Consider the following 15885-nt stretch of genomic DNA (forward strand, 5'->3'; position numbering starts at 1 on the left):
AATCTTGACGACCGGACCTTCGTAGATCTTGCCGACTTCGACTTCCGCAGCGATCTCTTCGATGCGCTTCTTCGCCAGATCAGCCTTCGAGCTGTCGGTCGAGGCGATCGTGACCGTGCCGTCATCCTGGATGTCGATCACGGTGCCGGTCTCTTCGGTCAGCGCACGAATCACCGCGCCGCCCTTGCCGATCACGTCGCGGATCTTCTCCGGGTTGATCTTCATCTGGATCATGCGCGGAGCGAACTCGGACAGCTCGGTGCGGTGCCCCTCGACCGAGGCCTTCATCAGGCCGAGGATGTGCATCCGGCCTTCACGAGCCTGATCCAGAGCCTTCTGCATGATCGCCGGGCTGATCGAGTCGATCTTCAGGTCCATCTGCAGCGCGGTAACGCCCTCTTCGGTACCTGCGACCTTGAAGTCCATGTCGCCGAGGTGGTCTTCGTCGCCGAGGATGTCGGTCAGCACCGCGAAGCGGTTGCCTTCTTTGATCAGGCCCATCGCGATACCCGCGACCGGTGCCTTGAGCGGAACGCCCGCATCCATCAGAGCCAGCGAACCACCGCAGACCGACGCCATCGAGCTCGAACCGTTCGATTCGGTGATCTCGGAGACGAGGCGGACCGTGTAGCCGAAATCGCTGTAGGCCGGCAGAGCGGCGAGCAGAGCACGCTTGGCGAGACGGCCATGACCGACTTCGCGGCGCTTCGGAGCGCCCATGCGGCCGGTTTCACCGGTCGCATACGGAGGCATGTTGTAGTGGAGCATGAAGCGCTCCTTGTACTCGCCAGCGATCGCGTCGATGACCTGTTCGTCGCGCCCGGTACCCAGGGTTGCGATGACCAGGGCCTGGGTTTCGCCGCGGGTGAAGAGCGCGGAACCGTGGGTGCGGGGCAACACGCCGGTGCGGATGCTGATCGGGCGAACGGTGCGCGTATCGCGACCGTCGATACGGGGCTGGCCGCTCAGGATGCGGTTGCGGACGACCGCAGATTCGAGACCAAAGAAGATGTCCTTGATCTCGGTTTCGGTCGGGGCGCCTTGCTCGCCGGTCACCAGAGCCGCAACCAGTTCCTTGCGGATCGCGGACAGACGGTCGTTGCGCTGCAGCTTCGCGGTGATCTGGAAAGCTTCCTCGATCTGGGCACCCGCGATTTCCTTGACCTTGGCGATCAGCGCTTCGTTGGGTTCAGGCGCCTTCCAGTCCCATTCGGGCTTGCCGGCTTCATCCGCCAGTTCGTTGATCGCCTGGATCGCGGTCTGCATCTGCTGGTGGCCGTAGACGACGGCGCCGAGCATCACTTCCTCGGACAGAACATTCGCTTCCGATTCGACCATCATCACGCCGACTTCAGTACCGGCGACGACGAGGTTCAGTTCGCTGGTCTTGAGCTGGGTCGCGGTCGGGTTCAGCAGATACTGGCCGTCCGCATAGCCGACGCGGCAGGCACCGATCGGGCCGTTGAACGGCACGCCGGACAGAGCCAGAGCGGCGGAAGCGCCGATCATCGCCGGAATGTCCGCATCGATCTCGGGATCGAGCGACATCACGGTCACGACGACCTGGATCTCGTTATAGAACCCTTCGGGGAAAAGCGGGCGGATCGGACGATCGATCAGACGCGAGGTCAGCGTTTCCTTTTCGGTCGCGCGGCCTTCGCGCTTGAAGAAGCCACCGGGAATCCGGCCGGCTGCGTAGAACTTCTCGACGTAATCGACGGTCAGCGGGAAGAAGTCCTGACCGGGCTTCGGATCCCGGGCAGCGACGACGGTGGCCAGAACCACGGTGTCGTCCATCGAGACCTTCACGGCGCCATGCGCCTGACGGGCGATCTCGCCGGTTTCCAGAGTGACCGTGTTCGCGCCAAAGGCGAAGCTTTTCTTGGTCGGAGTAGGCAAGGGAAATCCTTTCAGATTGCCGACTGCCACCTCAGCGAGGCAGGCAAGCGGGCGTAGATGGAACAATGCCGGCCAAGCCCATCAGGGCCTGCGCCGGCATTGCGATGCGCGCACTGCATGCGCAGCAACGCACACGAAGGGGTGAGCCTATTACTTGCGCAGACCGAGGCGTTCGATCAGGGCGCGGTAACGGTCGGCGTCACGACCCTTCAGGTAGTCGAGCAGCTTGCGGCGTTGGCTGACCATCTTGAGCAGGCCGCGGCGGGAGTGGTGGTCCTTGACGTGAGCCTTGAAGTGGCCCGTCAGGTCGTTGATACGAGCGGTAAGCAGAGCGACCTGGACTTCCGGAGATCCGGTGTCACCTTGGGCGCGCTGATAGTCGGCGACGATTTGCGCCTTCTGAGCGGTAGCGATTGCCATCTTCTTTATTCCAGTTTCAATTTTCTCGATTGAGTCGCGCATTATAGCGGCGAATTTTCTTGAACATCAAGCATCTGCGCAGATGAAGCGCGCTCGGCGACCAGACGGACCGGAACCAGCGTCCCGTTTGCCTCGCAGCGCCCCAGCCCCAGAAAGCGTTCGCGCCGATAAATCCTCGCTTCACCGGGTTCGAACGCCGGCAGAGTCACAGACTGCCCGTGCGCAAACCGGCGACACTGATCTTCGTCGAGCTCGACGACCGGCAAATGCCCGGCCAGCAGATCCACGGGCTTCAGCGCGGCTTCACGCAGCGCAGAATCACTCTCCAGCGCTTCCAGCCCGACCGCGCCCTCGATCAGGAAGGGGCCGATCCGGGTCCGGCGCAGCGCCGTGATGTGCGCGCCGCAGCCCAGGGCCGCCCCGATATCCTCGGCGAGCGTGCGGATATAGGTTCCCTTGCTGCACGCGACCGCGAGATCGAACTCCTGACCGTCGAGTGCGCCGCGCACGAGCGACAGGATCCTCACCTGACGCGGAGCCCGCACGAGTTCGACTCCGGCCCGCGCATATTCGTAGAGCGGCTTGCCATCGCGCTTCAAGGCCGAGTACATCGGCGGAATCTGCTCGATCTCGCCGAGGAAGCGCGGCAGCACCGCATCGATATTCGCTTCGGTCGGCCGCAGCTCGCTGCGGACGAGGATCTCGCCTTCGGCATCCCCGGTTGTCGTCGTCTCACCGAGGCGAACATGGGCAACATAGGCCTTGTCGGCATCGAGGAGCATCTGGCTGAACTTCGTCGCCTCTCCGAGGCACAGCGGCAGCAGCCCGGAGGCCAGAGGATCCAGAGTGCCGGTATGCCCCCCCTTGGCCGCCCGGTAGGCGCGCCGGACTTTCTGCAGCGCCGTGTTCGACGAGAGGCCCACGGGCTTATCGAGGAGTACGACTCCGTCAATGGTCAGCCAGGACTGCTTGGCCATCAGGCGTCTTTTCCATCTTCATCGGCAGAGAATTCCTGATCGGACTTCACGGCCTTGTCGATCAGCGCAGAAATCTCGGCGCCGTTCTCGATCGAACGGTCATAAACCCAGTGCAGCTCGGGGGTCGTGTGGATACGAACCCGGCGCCCCAACTCGCGACGCAGAAATCCGCTGGCGCGCTTGAGCCCCTCGGCCAGCTCGGGGATCGCGGCATCGCCTTCCAGTGTCGTGAAATAGATCTTCGCATGCGCGTAATCGGGGGTGACCTCGACCGCGGTCAGCGTCACAAAGCCGACCCGGGGATCCTTGACTTCCAGGCGGATCAGCTCGGCGAGCTCCCGGCGGATCTGTTCGGCGACGCGGTCGCCACGGGCAAAGTGCTTGGCCATGATTGTCTCCTGCTCCCAGTCGGGGGCCAAATACGCGACGGGCCCCTACGCGGGGCCCGTCGATCACTGCGCGAAAGGCAGAGTTTTAAAGGCTGCGCGCGATTTCCTGGATTTCATAGACTTCCAGAATATCGCCTTCCTGGATGTCGTTGAAGTTGTGGATCTGCAGACCACATTCGAAGTTGGATTTGACTTCCTTGACGTCATCCTTGAAGCGCTTGAGCGACTCGAGTTCGCCCTGATGGATCACGACATGGTTGCGCAGCACGCGAACCAGCGAATTGCGACGCACGACGCCCTCGAGCACGTAACAGCCCGCGACCGCGCCGACCTTCGAGATCGTGAAGACCTGGCGAATCTCGACGGAACCGGTCACATGTTCGCGCTTCTCCGGAGCCAGCATGCCTGACAGAGCCTGCTTGACCTCATCAACTGCGTCATAGATGACGTTGTAGTAGCGCAGATCGACTTCGAAGGTCTCGGCCGCCTTGCGGGCATTCGCATCGGCACGGGTATTGAAGCCGATGATGACCGCTTTCGACGCAAAGGCGAGGTTGACGTCGCTTTCGCTGATCGCGCCGACCGCGGCGTGGATCACCTGAACGCGAACTTCGTCGGTAGATAGCTTGGTCAGAGCGTGCACCAGAGCTTCCTGGGAACCCTGAACGTCAGCCTTGATGACCAGCGGCAGAGTCTTGACTTCGCCTTCGCCCATCTGTTCGAAGATGTTCTCGAGCTTCGCGGCCTGCTGCTTCGCAAGCTTGACGTCGCGGAACTTGCCCTGACGGAAGAGCGCGATTTCACGCGCCTTGCGCTCGTCAACCAGAACCATCGCCTCGTCGCCGGCAGCCGGAACATCGGAGAGACCGAGGATTTCGACCGGAATCGAAGGACCGGCTTCGTTGATCGGCTTGCCGTTCTCGTCGAGCAGCGCGCGGATCTTGCCGAAGGACGCACCGGCCAGCACCGTGTCGCCGCGATGCAGCGTTCCGGACTGGATCAGCATCGTCGCGACCGGGCCGCGGCCCTTGTCCAGACGCGCTTCAACGATCACGCCCTTGGCCGGCGCATCGACCGGAGCCTTCAACTCGAGGATTTCGGCCTGGAGCAGCACGTTTTCGAGCAGATCGTCGATACCGATACCAGCCTTGGCCGAAACCGGGATGAAGGGCGCATCACCGCCGTACTCTTCCGGCACGACACCTTCAGCGACCAGCTCCTGCTTGACGCGGTCGAGGTTGGCATCCTGTTTGTCGATCTTGTTGATCGCGACGATGATCGGTACGCCTGCGGCTTTCGCGTGGTTGATCGCTTCCTTGGTCTGGGGCATCACGCCGTCATCGGCAGCGACGACCAGGATCACCAAGTCGGTGGACTTAGCGCCACGGGCGCGCATTGCGGTAAAGGCTTCGTGCCCCGGGGTGTCAAGGAAAGTGATGACGCCGCGGTTCGTTTCGACGTGATAGGCGCCGATGTGCTGCGTGATCCCGCCGGCTTCACCGACCGCCACTTTCGAACGTCGGATACGGTCGAGCAGCGAGGTCTTACCGTGGTCGACGTGACCCATCACGGTCACGACCGGCGCGCGCGGAAGCTGTTCTGCATCCTTCTGCTCTTCAGCGAAGTCGAGCAGCGCTTCCGGATCGTCGAGCTTGGCGGCCAGCGCCTTGTGCCCCATCTCTTCGACCAGGATCATCGCGGTCTCTTGATCGAGAACCTGGTTGATCGTGACCATCTGACCGAGCTTCATCAGCTGCTTGATCACTTCAGTCGCCTTGACCGCCATCTTGTGGGCGAGATCGGCGACCGAGATCGTTTCTGGCACATGCACTTCGCGAACGATCGGTTCGGTCGGAGCCTGGAAGGACTGCTGGGAGTCGGTCGCCTGGCGACCGCCGTGACGCGAACCGCCGCGCGGACCACCGCGCCAGTTGTTGGCACCGCCGCCGGTGTCGCCACGGGTCTTGATCTGGCGACGCTTGTTCGCATCGTCAGTCCCCGTCGCGCGCTCACCGCGCTTGACTCCGGGCTTCTTGTCTTCCTTCGCTTCGTTCTTCTGCGGCTTATGCAGAGTCCCGCTCTTGGCCGGCGCAGCGGGTGCTGCAGCCGGACGCGCAGCGGCTTCGGCTTCCAGGCGCAGCTTCTCGGCGGCACGCAAGCGTGCGTCCTCTTCTGCCGCCTTGCGACGCGCTTCGCGCGCCTGCTTCAGGCGCAGCTCTTCAGCCTGGATGCGGGCCAGAGTCGCGGCACGATTGGCATCGCGTTCGCGAGCAGCCAGCTCTTCCGCACTCAGCAGGTCGAGGATCGTGCGCGGAGCGGCCGAATCTTCGCCTTCAGACTTCGCCTCGGCCTTGGGTGCGGATTTCGTCTCATGCTTCGCTTCGTGCTTCGCCTTGGACTTTGCTTCGTGCTTCGCTTCAGCACGGTGCTCGGGCTTCGCTTCAACGACCGGTTCGGGCTTCGCTTCAGCGACGGGCTCGGGCTTGACCTCGACGACAGGCTCGGACTTGGCTTCAATGACAGGCACGGGTTTGGCTTCGACGACAGGCTCGGGCTTGGCTTCGACGACAGGCTCGGGTTCCGGCGCGATTTCGACGACGGGCTCGGGAGCAGCCAGAACCGCTTCGACCGGAGTCTCGACGACGGCTTCAACGGCCTCGGCCGCCTCAAGCTCGAAGCCTTGCACTTCCGCCTCAGCGGCCGCTTCGCGAGCGAGCGCCTCCTGAGAGGCCTCGGAGACCAGCTCGGAAGGATCCCGCTTCACGAAGACCCGCTTTTTGCGCACCTCGACCTGAACCGTTCTCGCTTTGCCGGTCGCATCATTGGGCTTCAGCTTGATTTCAGAGGTCTGTTTGCGTGTCAGTGTGATCTTGGCCTTTGGCCCCGCATCACCATGCGCACGGCGCAGGTATTCGAGCAGACGATTCTTGTCCGTCTCGCTCAATAGGTCGCTCTCTTGCGACTTGCTCACGCCTGCTTTTTGCAATTGCTCAAGCAGGACGGATGCAGGCATCCTCAGTTCGGTGGCGAAGTTCGCCACGCTCATTTCTGCCATACCGACACAACCTCCCGTCTTACTCGAACCAGTGCGCGCGAGCTTTGGTAATCAAATCCTTGGCACGAACTTCGTCGATCTCTGCCATTTCGACCAGTTCGTCGACCGCGAGGTCGGCAAGGTCGTCACGGGTTTTTACACCGGCGTTCGCCAACTTGGCGGCCAGCGTTTTATCCATGCCCTCGAGATCCAGCAGATCTGCTGCTGTATGTTCGAGAGCCTCTTCACTGACGATTGCCTCGGTCAGCAGCACGTTGCGCGCACGAGTGCGCAGCTCGTTGACTGTTTCCTCGTCGAAAGCTTCGATTTCGAGCATTTCGGCGAGAGGAACATAGGCAATCTCTTCCAGCGAGGAAAAACCTTCCTCGATCAGGATATTTGCAACTTCTTCGTCCACATCCAGCCTGGACGTAAACAACGCACGAGTGCGACCGACTTCATTCTCGGCGCGTTCGGCGCTTTGCTCCAGAGTCATCAGGTTGATCTGCCAACCCGTCAGCTCCGAAGCCAGTTTCACGTTCTGACCGCCACGTCCGATCGCCATCGCGAGATTGCTCTCGTCGACAACGACGTCCATCGCATGCGCTTCCTCATCGACGACGATCGAGGAGACATCGGCCGGAGCCAGCGCCTTGATCACGAACTCGGCTGGGTCAGCCGACCACAGCACGATATCGATGTTCTCGCCGCCCAACTCATTGCGCACCGCGGTGACGCGGGAGCCACGCAGACCGACGCAGGTGCCGATCGGATCGATGCGCGGATCATTGCTCTTGACCGCGATCTTCGAACGCATGCCGGGATCGCGTGAGCAGGCCTTGATCTCGAGCATTCCGTCCTCGACTTCGGGGACTTCGAGTTCGAACAGCCGGGTCACGAATTCCGGAGCCGTGCGCGACAGCACCAGCTGAGGACCGCGCGCACCACGATCGATGCGCAGCAGATAAGCCCGGACACGGTCGCCAACGCGCAGGTTTTCCTTCGGAACCATCTGGTCCTTGGGCAGCACGGCTTCCATCCTGCCCACCTCGACGATCGCGTTACCGCGCTCGATCCGCTTGATGTTGCCGGTGACCAGGAATTCCTTGCGCTCAAGGAAGTCATTCAAAATCTGTTCGCGCTCGGCGTCACGGATCTTCTGCAGGATCACCTGCTTGGCCGCCTGGGCGCCAATACGTCCGAAATCGATCGGCTCGAGCGGCTCTTCGACGTACTCGCCGACCTGGATATCCGGGAACTGCTCGCGGGCATCGATCAGGCCGATCTCGGCCTCATCGTTGGTCACCTCGGCATCCAGCAGAACCACCCAGCGACGAAACGCCTCATGGTCACCGCTTTCACGGTCGATCGTGACCCTGACGTCAGAGTCGTCATGTATACGCTTCTTTGTTGCCGAAGCCAGCGCGGACTCGAGCGCCTGGAAGACGATTTCCCGGGACACGTTCTTTTCGCGCGCCAGCGCATCGACAAGCACCAAAACATCACGGCTCATTGCATAAACCCTTTACCGAAGCCTTAGAACTTGGGCACCAAACGGGCCTTGTCGATATCTTCGAAGGCGAATCTCGATTCGCCCACACCCACCTGCAGCACGACGACGTCACCTTCGACGCCCTTCAGCACACCTTTGAAGTTGCGCTGATTGCTCACTGGAACGCGAACCCGCAGCTGGACTTCCTCTCCGACGAAGCGCTCGTAGTGAGCCAGTTTCGTCAGAGGCCGATCCAGACCGGGAGAAGACACCTCAAGGCGGTCGTAGTCGATGTTCTCGACCATGAAGACGCGCGTGAGCTGATTGCTGACCGTGGAGCAATCCTCCACGTCGATTCCGCCTTCTTTGTCGATGAAGACGCGGAGCAGCCGCCCCCGCGTGGACAATTCGATGTCCACGACCTCGTAGCCGAGACCCTCGGCCGTCTGCTCAATCAGTTTGATTAAATCCATGCGCTAGAAACAAAAAATGGGCGCAACGCCCATCTCCACAGTCGTGTTGAAAACTCAAACCGGGTGCCAAACCGGATAAACGGTAAAACTATACCAGAGACACCGGTCGCCGTAAATGCGGTGTGCGGGGTTAGTCACCCCGCACACCCGCGATCATTCCGGGGCTTGCGGCTTGCGCGGCCGGCGGCGGCGACTGGCCTGAGCCTTCTTGTCAGCAGCCCCTTCGGGCTGACTGGATGCCTCGGCTCCGGGCGCCGCGGACTCCGGGCGTCGGCCCTGGCCTTGTCGTCCGCCCTTGCGCTCGGGGCGCGGCGCTCCCTGCGCCCCCTGAGGCCGAGGGCCTGCAGGCCTTGGCTTCCTGGGCTTTCCCTGAGCGGACCTATCCTGCCCAGCCCGGTCCTGCCCCGCCCGGTCCTGCCCCGCCCGGTCCTGCCCCGCCCGGTCCTGCCCCGCCCTGGCTTGAGCAGCCCGATCCTGGCCCGGTCGGCCAGCCCTGCCCTGCCCGGGCTTGCCGCCCGAACGAGGTCCGGCTTTGACTCCACCCCCGCTGCCACGCGAGGCGGCATTCCCTTCGCCGCGCCCGAACGGCCGCTTGCCGCGAGGCGCCGAAGCGCCACGCCCCGACCGCCCGCCCGGAGCCGGCTGAGTCAGAAACACAGCGGAAGAGCGATAGACCGGCGCAACGATGGTCTGTGCCTTGGCCCAAGCTTCGGCATCCTCGGCCTCGGGGTCGATCTCGTCTTCCTCGGTCAGCATATTGCCGAGCGACTCATCCGCTTCCTCGACGACATCCTCGGGAATCGATTCGCTCAGCGCGAGCACATCCGCATCGGCCATCTCGGCCCAGGCACCACGTTTGAGCTGACGCGGCAGATTCACGACGCCGTAGCGAACCCGCATCAGCCGGCTGACCGTCAGCCCGATCGCCTCGAACATCCGCCGCACTTCGCGGTTACGGCCTTCGGACAGCGTCACCCGGTACCAGTGATTGGAGCCTTCGCCGCCACCATCGACGAGCGTATCGAAGCGCGCCTCACCGTCCTCGAGCATGATGCCTTGCTGGAGCTGCTTTTGCTGCTCCTCGGACAGTTCGCCGAGGATGCGCACCGCGTACTCGCGCTCGAGCCCGAAGCGCGGGTGCATCAGCCGATTAGCCAGAGCGCCGTTGTCGGTGAAGAGCAGCAAGCCTGAAGTATTGAAATCCAGACGGCCGATCGCAATCCAGCGCCCCTTGCGCAGGTTCGGCAGACGCTCGAACACACTGGGACGCCCTTCGGGATCGTCGCGACTGACGATCTCACCCTCGGGCTTGTGGTAGATCAGCACGCGAGGCGCGCGATTGGTGAACTTCAGATTGACCAGACGGCCATTGACCTTGACCCGGTCGGTCGGCCCGACTTTCTGGCCGATGTCGGCGGGTTTGCTGTTGACGCTGACCCGGCCGGCGATGATCCACTCTTCGAGTTCGCGGCGCGAGCCGAAGCCGGAGTCGGCCAGCGCCTTCTGCAGGCGGACCGGTTCAAATGCTTCCGCCTTGGTTTCGGTGGCGCGGCCACGACGGGCGGTAGGCGCATCATTGCGCCGCGGCGTGCGCGGCTTACGTTGCGGTGTCGACAAGATCCATTACCTTTTCGATTTCAGCGAGCGGGGGAAGCTCGGTCAGGCTTCGCAACCCCAGTTCATCGAGGAAGCGGCGCGTCGTTGCATAAAGGCCGGGGCGCCCCGGCGTATCGCGGTGGCCGACCACATCGACCCAACCCCGCGACTCAAGCGTTTTCAGTACATTTGGAGACACGGCCACGCCGCGTATTTCTTCAATATCACCCCGCGTGACCGGCTGGCGATAAGCGATGATCGCCAGAGTCTCCAGGACGGCACGCGAATAACGCGGCGGTTTCTGCTCGCGCAGCCGGTCCAGGTAAGGCTGATACTCGGCACGGGTACGAAACCGCCAGCCCGAGGACAGCTGCACCAGCTCGGCGCCGCTATCACTCCAGCGTTCACGCAAGGCATCGAGCAGGCGGCGGATCAGATCCGCCTCAAGGCTGCCATCGAAAACCTTGCGCAGGTCGGCCATCGCGAGCGGCTCGGAAGCGGCCAGCAAGGCGGCTTCCAGCACTCTCAGGGCAAACCCGAAATCGATCGACGAATCGCCGGAATCGGGCGCTCCAGAAAACGGAAGATCCCGAACGGATTCGGCATTATCCGCCAGACCCGCTGAGTCTGACATAAATTGGCTCCAAAGGTGCAAGCTGACTGACTAAAACCATACGTTCCTTGACGAGTTCGAGCACCGCGAGAAAGCTGACGACCAGCACAGGAACTCCGTCTTCGGCATCGAACAGGTCGAGAAAAGGCAGGAAAGCCCCCCCGTCCAGCCGACGCAGAATGCCCGCCATGTGCTCGCGAACCGACAACTCTTCGCGCCCGATCCGGTGGGGCGTCCTCAATTTCGCGCGCCGCACGAGGCCCAGCCAGGCCAGTTGCAGATCGTGCAGGTTCAACTCCGGCAAGCGTTCGACGACCTTCTCGGCGACCCAGACCGAAACCCACTCGTAATCGCGTTCGACCCGGGGCAGAGCATCGAGCCTGGCGCCGGCGAGCTTCATCTGCTCGTATTCGAGCAGACGGCGAACCAGCTCGGCGCGCGGATCCTCCTCTTCGCCGCCTTCGGCCTTCGGCACCGGCAGCAACATCCGCGATTTGATCTCCAGCAGCACCGCGGCCATCAGCAGATAGTCCGCCGCCAGCTCCAGGTCGTGCCGGCGCATCGCCTCGACGTATTCGAGGTACTGGGCGGTCAGAGGCGCCATCGGGATGTCGAGGACGTTGATGTTCGCCTTGCGGATCAGATAGAGCAACAGATCCAGCGGCCCTTCGAACGCATCCAGGATCACCTGCAGCGCATCGGGCGGAATGTACAGATCCTTGGGCAATTCGAACAGCGATTCGCCGTAAATTCTGGCCAGAGCCGGCGCCAGATCCTCGTCGTGCGGACGCAGATCGAGCAAAGCTTCCTCGGCTGCACCCGGCAGAGCGGGCGTATCAGCGGTGCTTCCCACGATGCCTCAGTTGCCGGTCAGCGCCAGAACCCAGGCCTGGAGCGGCGGGATCAGCGGCCAGAGAATGCGGTCCAGAACTCCGCCCCACAACAGCGCGACCAGGATCAGGAAACCGTAACGTTCGATCTGCGCAAACCGCCAGGCCAGAGACCAAGGCAGAAGACCGACCAGGATGCGCCCGCCGTCGAGCGGGGGAACGGGGATCAGATTCAACAACATCAGCGCGAGGTTCACGACGATTCCGGCCTGAGCCATCGCCGCGAACAGCTCGCCGCCATAGCCGCCCAACGCGGTCTGCAGCGTCAGCATCAGCGCCCAGCCGAAAGCCTGGGCGAGGTTCGCCGCGGGGCCGGCGGCGGCGACCCAGATCATGTCGCGCTTGGGGTGATTGAGCCGGGCGAAATCGACCGGCACCGGCTTGGCCCAACCGAAAGGCGGGAAATGCACGCCCGAGAGCTGGCCGGCCAGCACGATCAGCGCCGGAACAAGAACGGTGCCGACCGGATCGATATGGCGCAGCGGATTGAGGCTGATTCGCCCGGCCAGCGCCGCGGTCGGATCGCCGAGACGGCTGGCCGCATAGCCGTGGGCAGCTTCATGCAGCGTGATCGCCAGCAGGACGGGCACAGCCCAGATCAGGAAGACGAGAATGAGGGCGGTCATGGGCCGGGATCAAAAATTCGAGTGTAACAGGCACTCAGTCCAGGCCCAGGGGCGCGAGATCCCCCAGACCGGCCCGGATCAGCTCGGGAGCGCCTCCGGTCAGATCGACGACGGTCGTCGCCTCGGGCCCGCAGCCGCCCGCCTCGATGACCAGATCGACCTGCTTTTCGAGCCGGGAACGGATCTCGTCGGCATCGGTCAGCGGATGCTCCTCGCCGGGCAGCAGCAGCGTCGAGCTGAGCAAAGGCTCGTCGAGTTCGGCGAGCAGCGCGGCAACCACGGGGTGAGAGGGCACGCGGACGCCTATCGTCTTGCGCTTCGGGTGCAGCACCCGCCGCGGCAGCTCTTTCGTGCCGTCGAGGATGAAGGTATAGGGGCCGGGAGTGACCGCCTTGATCAGCCGGTACTGGGCATTGTCGACGCGCGCATAGTGCGCGATCTCGGAGAGGTCGCGAACCATCAGGGTCAGATGGTGGCGTTCATCGACACCACGGATATGGCGGATCCGGTTGATCAGTTCGGAATGGCCGGTGCGCCCCGCCAATGCGTAAGCCGAATCGGTCGGAAAAACGACCAGCCCGCCGGCACGGATGATCTCGGCCGCCTGGCGGATCAGCCTGGGCTGGGGGTTTTCGGGAAACAGCGAGAAGAACTGGGCCACGGCTTGTGTCCGGAGTCAAAAGCTCGATTTTAGGACTCGGCGACGCGCCTGTCTCGCCTCAGTGCTAGAAGCGCGACCAGACCGGCAACAGATCCTCGGGCAGGCGCTCGGCGCGTCCGATATCGACGACGCTCTCGCCGGGGCCGTGAAAATCCGAAGCGCGCGAAGCGAGGAAGCCGAAGCGCCGCGCGATGCGCGCATATTCGAGTGTCGCGTCGTGGCTGTGCGAACCCGAAACCACCTCAATCGCCTCGCCGCCCAGATCGCGAAAGCGGGTGAAGAGCTTCTCCATCTCGGCGCGGGAGAGCCGGTAACGACCAGGGTGGGCGATCACGGCAAGTCCTCCGGCCGCATGGATCCAGCCAAGCGCATCGGCGAGCGAGGCCCACTCGTGTTCGACGAAGCCGGGCTTGCCGCGCACCAGATAGTGATCGAACACGCCCTTGACATCGCGGGCGGCGCCGACCTCGACCAGATAGCGCGCGAAGTGGGAGCGGCTCACCAGCGCCGGATTGCCGACATACTTCAGAGCACCGGCATGAGCGTTAGCGATCCCCGCCGCCGCCAACGCCTCGCCCATCTCGACCGCCCGCGAATCGCGCCCGGCGCGCACCGCGGCCAGGCCGGCGAGCAGTTTGGGCGAATCAGCGGCAAGGTTCAGGCCGACGATATGGACGGTCTGATCGCCCCAGGACACCGAGATCTCGACGCCGTTGATGAAGCGTATCCCATGATTGTGGGCCGCTGCCGCCGCCTCGCCGAGCCCCGAGAGCTCATCGTGGTCGGTCAACGCGAGCATCTCGACTCCGTTCGCAACGGCGCGGGCGACCACTTCGGACGGCGAGAGCAGACCGTCGGAGATCGTCGAATGGCAATGAAGGTCGGCATTGAGCGGGTGCATGACGACAGTGTAACCGGCAAAAGTCGAATAAGGCGTATATGTAAAGCCTGCTTGCCGCCCTGATGGGCTTACGGTAGAGTCCGCGACGTCGTTCGGGAGAGCGTCTGCCCCAGGCAGACCGCCGAAGGCGTAACCCCGGAACCGCTCAGGCCAAAGGACCGACGACCGCCACCGCGCACTGCGCGCCGTGGAAAATCTGGAGAGTTGATGCGTTTCGCGAGAAGCCATCCACCGAAGGGGCAGCATGCCGCCGGCATGTAATCTCTCAGGTACCAAGGACAGATGGGGCCAGCAGCGCTAGAGGCGCGGCTGGCCCTTTTTCGTTCCCGCACTATGCGCGGGTTGAATCTGAACCTTTACCGGGAGCTCTCTCTTGGGCAAACAGACACCGCTTTACGAACAACATGTCGCCGCCGGCGCGAAGATCGTCGACTTCGCCGGCTGGGACATGCCCATCCACTACGGTTCCCAGCTCGATGAGCACCATCAGGTGCGCCGCGACGCGGGCATGTTCGACGTCTCGCACATGCTCCCGGTCGATGTCTCGGGCGCCGGCTCCCAGAGCTTTCTCGCCCATCTGCTCGCCAACGACATCGGCCGCCTCAGCGTGCCGGGCAAGGCCCTGTATTCCTGCATGCTCCAGGAAGACGGCGGCGTCGTCGACGACCTGATCACCTATTTCTTCGCCCCCGACGACTACCGCATCGTCGTCAATGCCGGCACCGCGGACAAGGACATCGCCTGGATGCGCACTCAGGCCGCGAATACCGGCGCCAACGTGACGATCTCGCCCCGTCGCGACCTCGCGATGATCGCGGTTCAGGGTCCGAACGCGCGTGCCCGCACCTGGGCCGCGCTGCCCGGCTCGCAGGCCGCCAGCGAAGAACTCAAGCCCTTCCAGGCCGCGAGGTGGCAGGATCTGATGATCTGCCGGACCGGCTATACAGGTGAAGATGGTTTCGAGCTGATCGTCCCGGCGAGCCGCGCAGTCGAAATCTGGCAGGCGCTGGCCGCGGCCGGCGTCAAACCGGTGGGCCTGGGCGCCCGCGACACGCTTCGCCTCGAAGCGGGCATGAACCTCTATGGCTCGGACATGGACGAGAGCAAAAACCCGCTCGAATCGGGTCTGGCCTGGACCGTCAGCTTCAATGACGGCCGCGACTTCGTCGGCCGCGCCGCGCTCGAAGCCTGGGATGGCTCCCGCCAGCTGGTCGGCCTGAAGCTCATCGATCGCGGCGTGCTGCGCAGCCATATGAGAGTCATCACCGCGCATGGCGAGGGCGAGACGACCAGCGGCTCCTTCGCGCCGACACTCAACGCTTCGATCGCTTTCGCGCGGATTCCCGCGGGCGTCGCGCCCGGCGACACGGTCGAAGTCGAAATCCGTGGCAAGCTGCTGCCCGCACGCGTCGGCAAGCTCGCTTTCGCGCGCAACGGCAAAGCCCTTGCCTGACTCCCCCTTTCTGACAAAAACCCGGAGAACCTCCTGATGAGCAGCCCCAGCAATCTGCGTTACACCGAATCCCACGAGTGGGCCCGCCTGGATCCTGACGGCACGGTCACGATCGGCATCACCGACCACGCGCAGAGCGCGCTCGGCGACGTCGTCTTCGTCGAGCTGCCCGAAGTCGGCCGCAGCCTCGCCGCAGCCGAGAGCTGCGCCGTCGTCGAATCGGTCAAGGCCGCTTCCGACATCTACGCACCGATCGCCGGCGAAGTGGTCGCGACGAACGCCGAAGTCGTCGACGCGCCCGAGAGCATCAACGCCGACGCCTATGCGGCCTGGCTGTTCAAGCTCAAGCCGGCCAACGGCGAAGACATCGTGAAGCTGCTCGACGCGGCCGCCTACGACAAGATCGCCGACTGAGCGGCATCGAGGACAAGTGCGCCGCGCGCCCGACCCGTCGGCGCGCG

General features: G+C 63.5%; 14 protein-coding genes, 1 pseudogene and 2 riboswitches (1 of these 17 only partly in view). Of the genes and pseudogenes, 2 read left to right on the plus strand and 13 right to left on the minus strand.

What is annotated here, in order from left to right; genetic code table 11:
* The 13 genes and pseudogenes from pnp to ACHFB9_RS15410 form a co-directional block, all read right to left on the minus strand.
* Positions 1 to 1899, minus strand: partial view of a polyribonucleotide nucleotidyltransferase gene (gene pnp, locus ACHFB9_RS15350; RefSeq protein ID WP_417068284.1) — the 5' portion only. It extends 216 nt beyond the left edge of the window; only the first 1899 of its 2115 coding nucleotides appear in the window; its start codon is at positions 1897 to 1899; the stop codon falls past the left edge of the window.
* A 150-nt stretch (positions 1900 to 2049) separates the two neighbouring features.
* The gene (gene rpsO, locus ACHFB9_RS15355) at positions 2050 to 2319 is read right to left on the minus strand and encodes a 30S ribosomal protein S15 (protein ID WP_417068286.1); all 270 of its coding nucleotides are present in this window, start codon (positions 2317 to 2319) and stop codon (positions 2050 to 2052) included.
* A gap of 41 nt (positions 2320 to 2360) precedes the next feature.
* Positions 2361 to 3296 carry a tRNA pseudouridine(55) synthase TruB gene (gene truB / locus ACHFB9_RS15360; RefSeq protein WP_417068288.1) on the minus strand — a complete coding sequence of 312 codons (936 nt, stop codon included), beginning with the start codon at positions 3294 to 3296 and terminating at the stop codon, positions 2361 to 2363.
* Positions 3296 to 3685, minus strand: coding sequence for a 30S ribosome-binding factor RbfA (rbfA, locus tag ACHFB9_RS15365; RefSeq protein WP_417068290.1), 390 nt, complete (start codon positions 3683 to 3685; stop codon positions 3296 to 3298). Before rbfA ends, truB begins: the two co-directional genes overlap by 1 nt.
* Before the next feature lie 85 nt (positions 3686 to 3770).
* Positions 3771 to 6740: a translation initiation factor IF-2 gene (gene infB / locus ACHFB9_RS15370; protein WP_417068292.1), complete on the minus strand. Its 2970-nt coding sequence runs from the start codon at positions 6738 to 6740 to the stop codon at positions 3771 to 3773.
* A gap of 19 nt (positions 6741 to 6759) precedes the next feature.
* Positions 6760 to 8232 (minus strand): transcription termination factor NusA, encoded by a 1473-nt coding sequence (nusA, locus tag ACHFB9_RS15375; RefSeq protein ID WP_417068293.1) that lies wholly within the window; start codon positions 8230 to 8232, stop codon positions 6760 to 6762.
* A 23-nt stretch (positions 8233 to 8255) separates the two neighbouring features.
* A complete protein-coding gene (rimP, locus tag ACHFB9_RS15380) occupies positions 8256 to 8684 on the minus strand; it encodes a ribosome maturation factor RimP (RefSeq protein ID WP_417068295.1) in 429 nt (142 codons plus the stop codon).
* Between the two features lie 786 nt (positions 8685 to 9470).
* A pseudogene (rluB, locus tag ACHFB9_RS15385) lies at positions 9471 to 10304 on the minus strand (23S rRNA pseudouridine(2605) synthase RluB); the annotation flags it as partial.
* Positions 10282 to 10761, minus strand: coding sequence for an SMC-Scp complex subunit ScpB (scpB, locus tag ACHFB9_RS15390; protein WP_417071407.1), 480 nt, complete (start codon positions 10759 to 10761; stop codon positions 10282 to 10284). The pseudogene rluB and the gene scpB, both read right to left, overlap by 23 nt.
* A 124-nt stretch (positions 10762 to 10885) precedes the next feature.
* On the minus strand, positions 10886 to 11695 hold the full coding sequence (locus ACHFB9_RS15395) for a segregation and condensation protein A (protein WP_417071409.1): 810 nt from the start codon (positions 11693 to 11695) through the stop codon (positions 10886 to 10888).
* Positions 11696 to 11752: 57 nt separating this feature from the next.
* A complete protein-coding gene (locus ACHFB9_RS15400) occupies positions 11753 to 12409 on the minus strand; it encodes a site-2 protease family protein (RefSeq protein ID WP_417068296.1) in 657 nt (218 codons plus the stop codon).
* Between the two features lie 34 nt (positions 12410 to 12443).
* The gene (locus ACHFB9_RS15405) at positions 12444 to 13070 is read right to left on the minus strand and encodes an L-threonylcarbamoyladenylate synthase (RefSeq protein WP_417068297.1); all 627 of its coding nucleotides are present in this window, start codon (positions 13068 to 13070) and stop codon (positions 12444 to 12446) included.
* 64 nt (positions 13071 to 13134) lie between these two features.
* Positions 13135 to 13971, minus strand: coding sequence for a 3',5'-nucleoside bisphosphate phosphatase (locus tag ACHFB9_RS15410; RefSeq protein ID WP_417068299.1), 837 nt, complete (start codon positions 13969 to 13971; stop codon positions 13135 to 13137).
* Positions 13972 to 14054: 83 nt separating this feature from the next.
* A riboswitch (glycine riboswitch) is annotated at positions 14055 to 14141 on the plus strand.
* Between the two features lie 16 nt (positions 14142 to 14157).
* Positions 14158 to 14263: riboswitch (glycine riboswitch) on the plus strand.
* Positions 14264 to 14344: 81 nt separating this feature from the next.
* Here ACHFB9_RS15410 and gcvT point away from each other — a divergent pair.
* The gene (gene gcvT, locus ACHFB9_RS15415; RefSeq protein WP_417068301.1) at positions 14345 to 15424 is read left to right on the plus strand and encodes a glycine cleavage system aminomethyltransferase GcvT; all 1080 of its coding nucleotides are present in this window, start codon (positions 14345 to 14347) and stop codon (positions 15422 to 15424) included.
* A gap of 36 nt (positions 15425 to 15460) precedes the next feature.
* On the plus strand, positions 15461 to 15838 hold the full coding sequence (gene gcvH, locus ACHFB9_RS15420) for a glycine cleavage system protein GcvH (protein ID WP_417068303.1): 378 nt from the start codon (positions 15461 to 15463) through the stop codon (positions 15836 to 15838).
* The last annotated feature ends 47 nt before the right edge of the window (positions 15839 to 15885 follow it).

The sequence above is a fragment of the Niveibacterium terrae genome (assembly GCF_048213115.1).
GTDB lineage: Bacteria > Pseudomonadota > Gammaproteobacteria > Burkholderiales > Rhodocyclaceae > Niveibacterium > Niveibacterium terrae.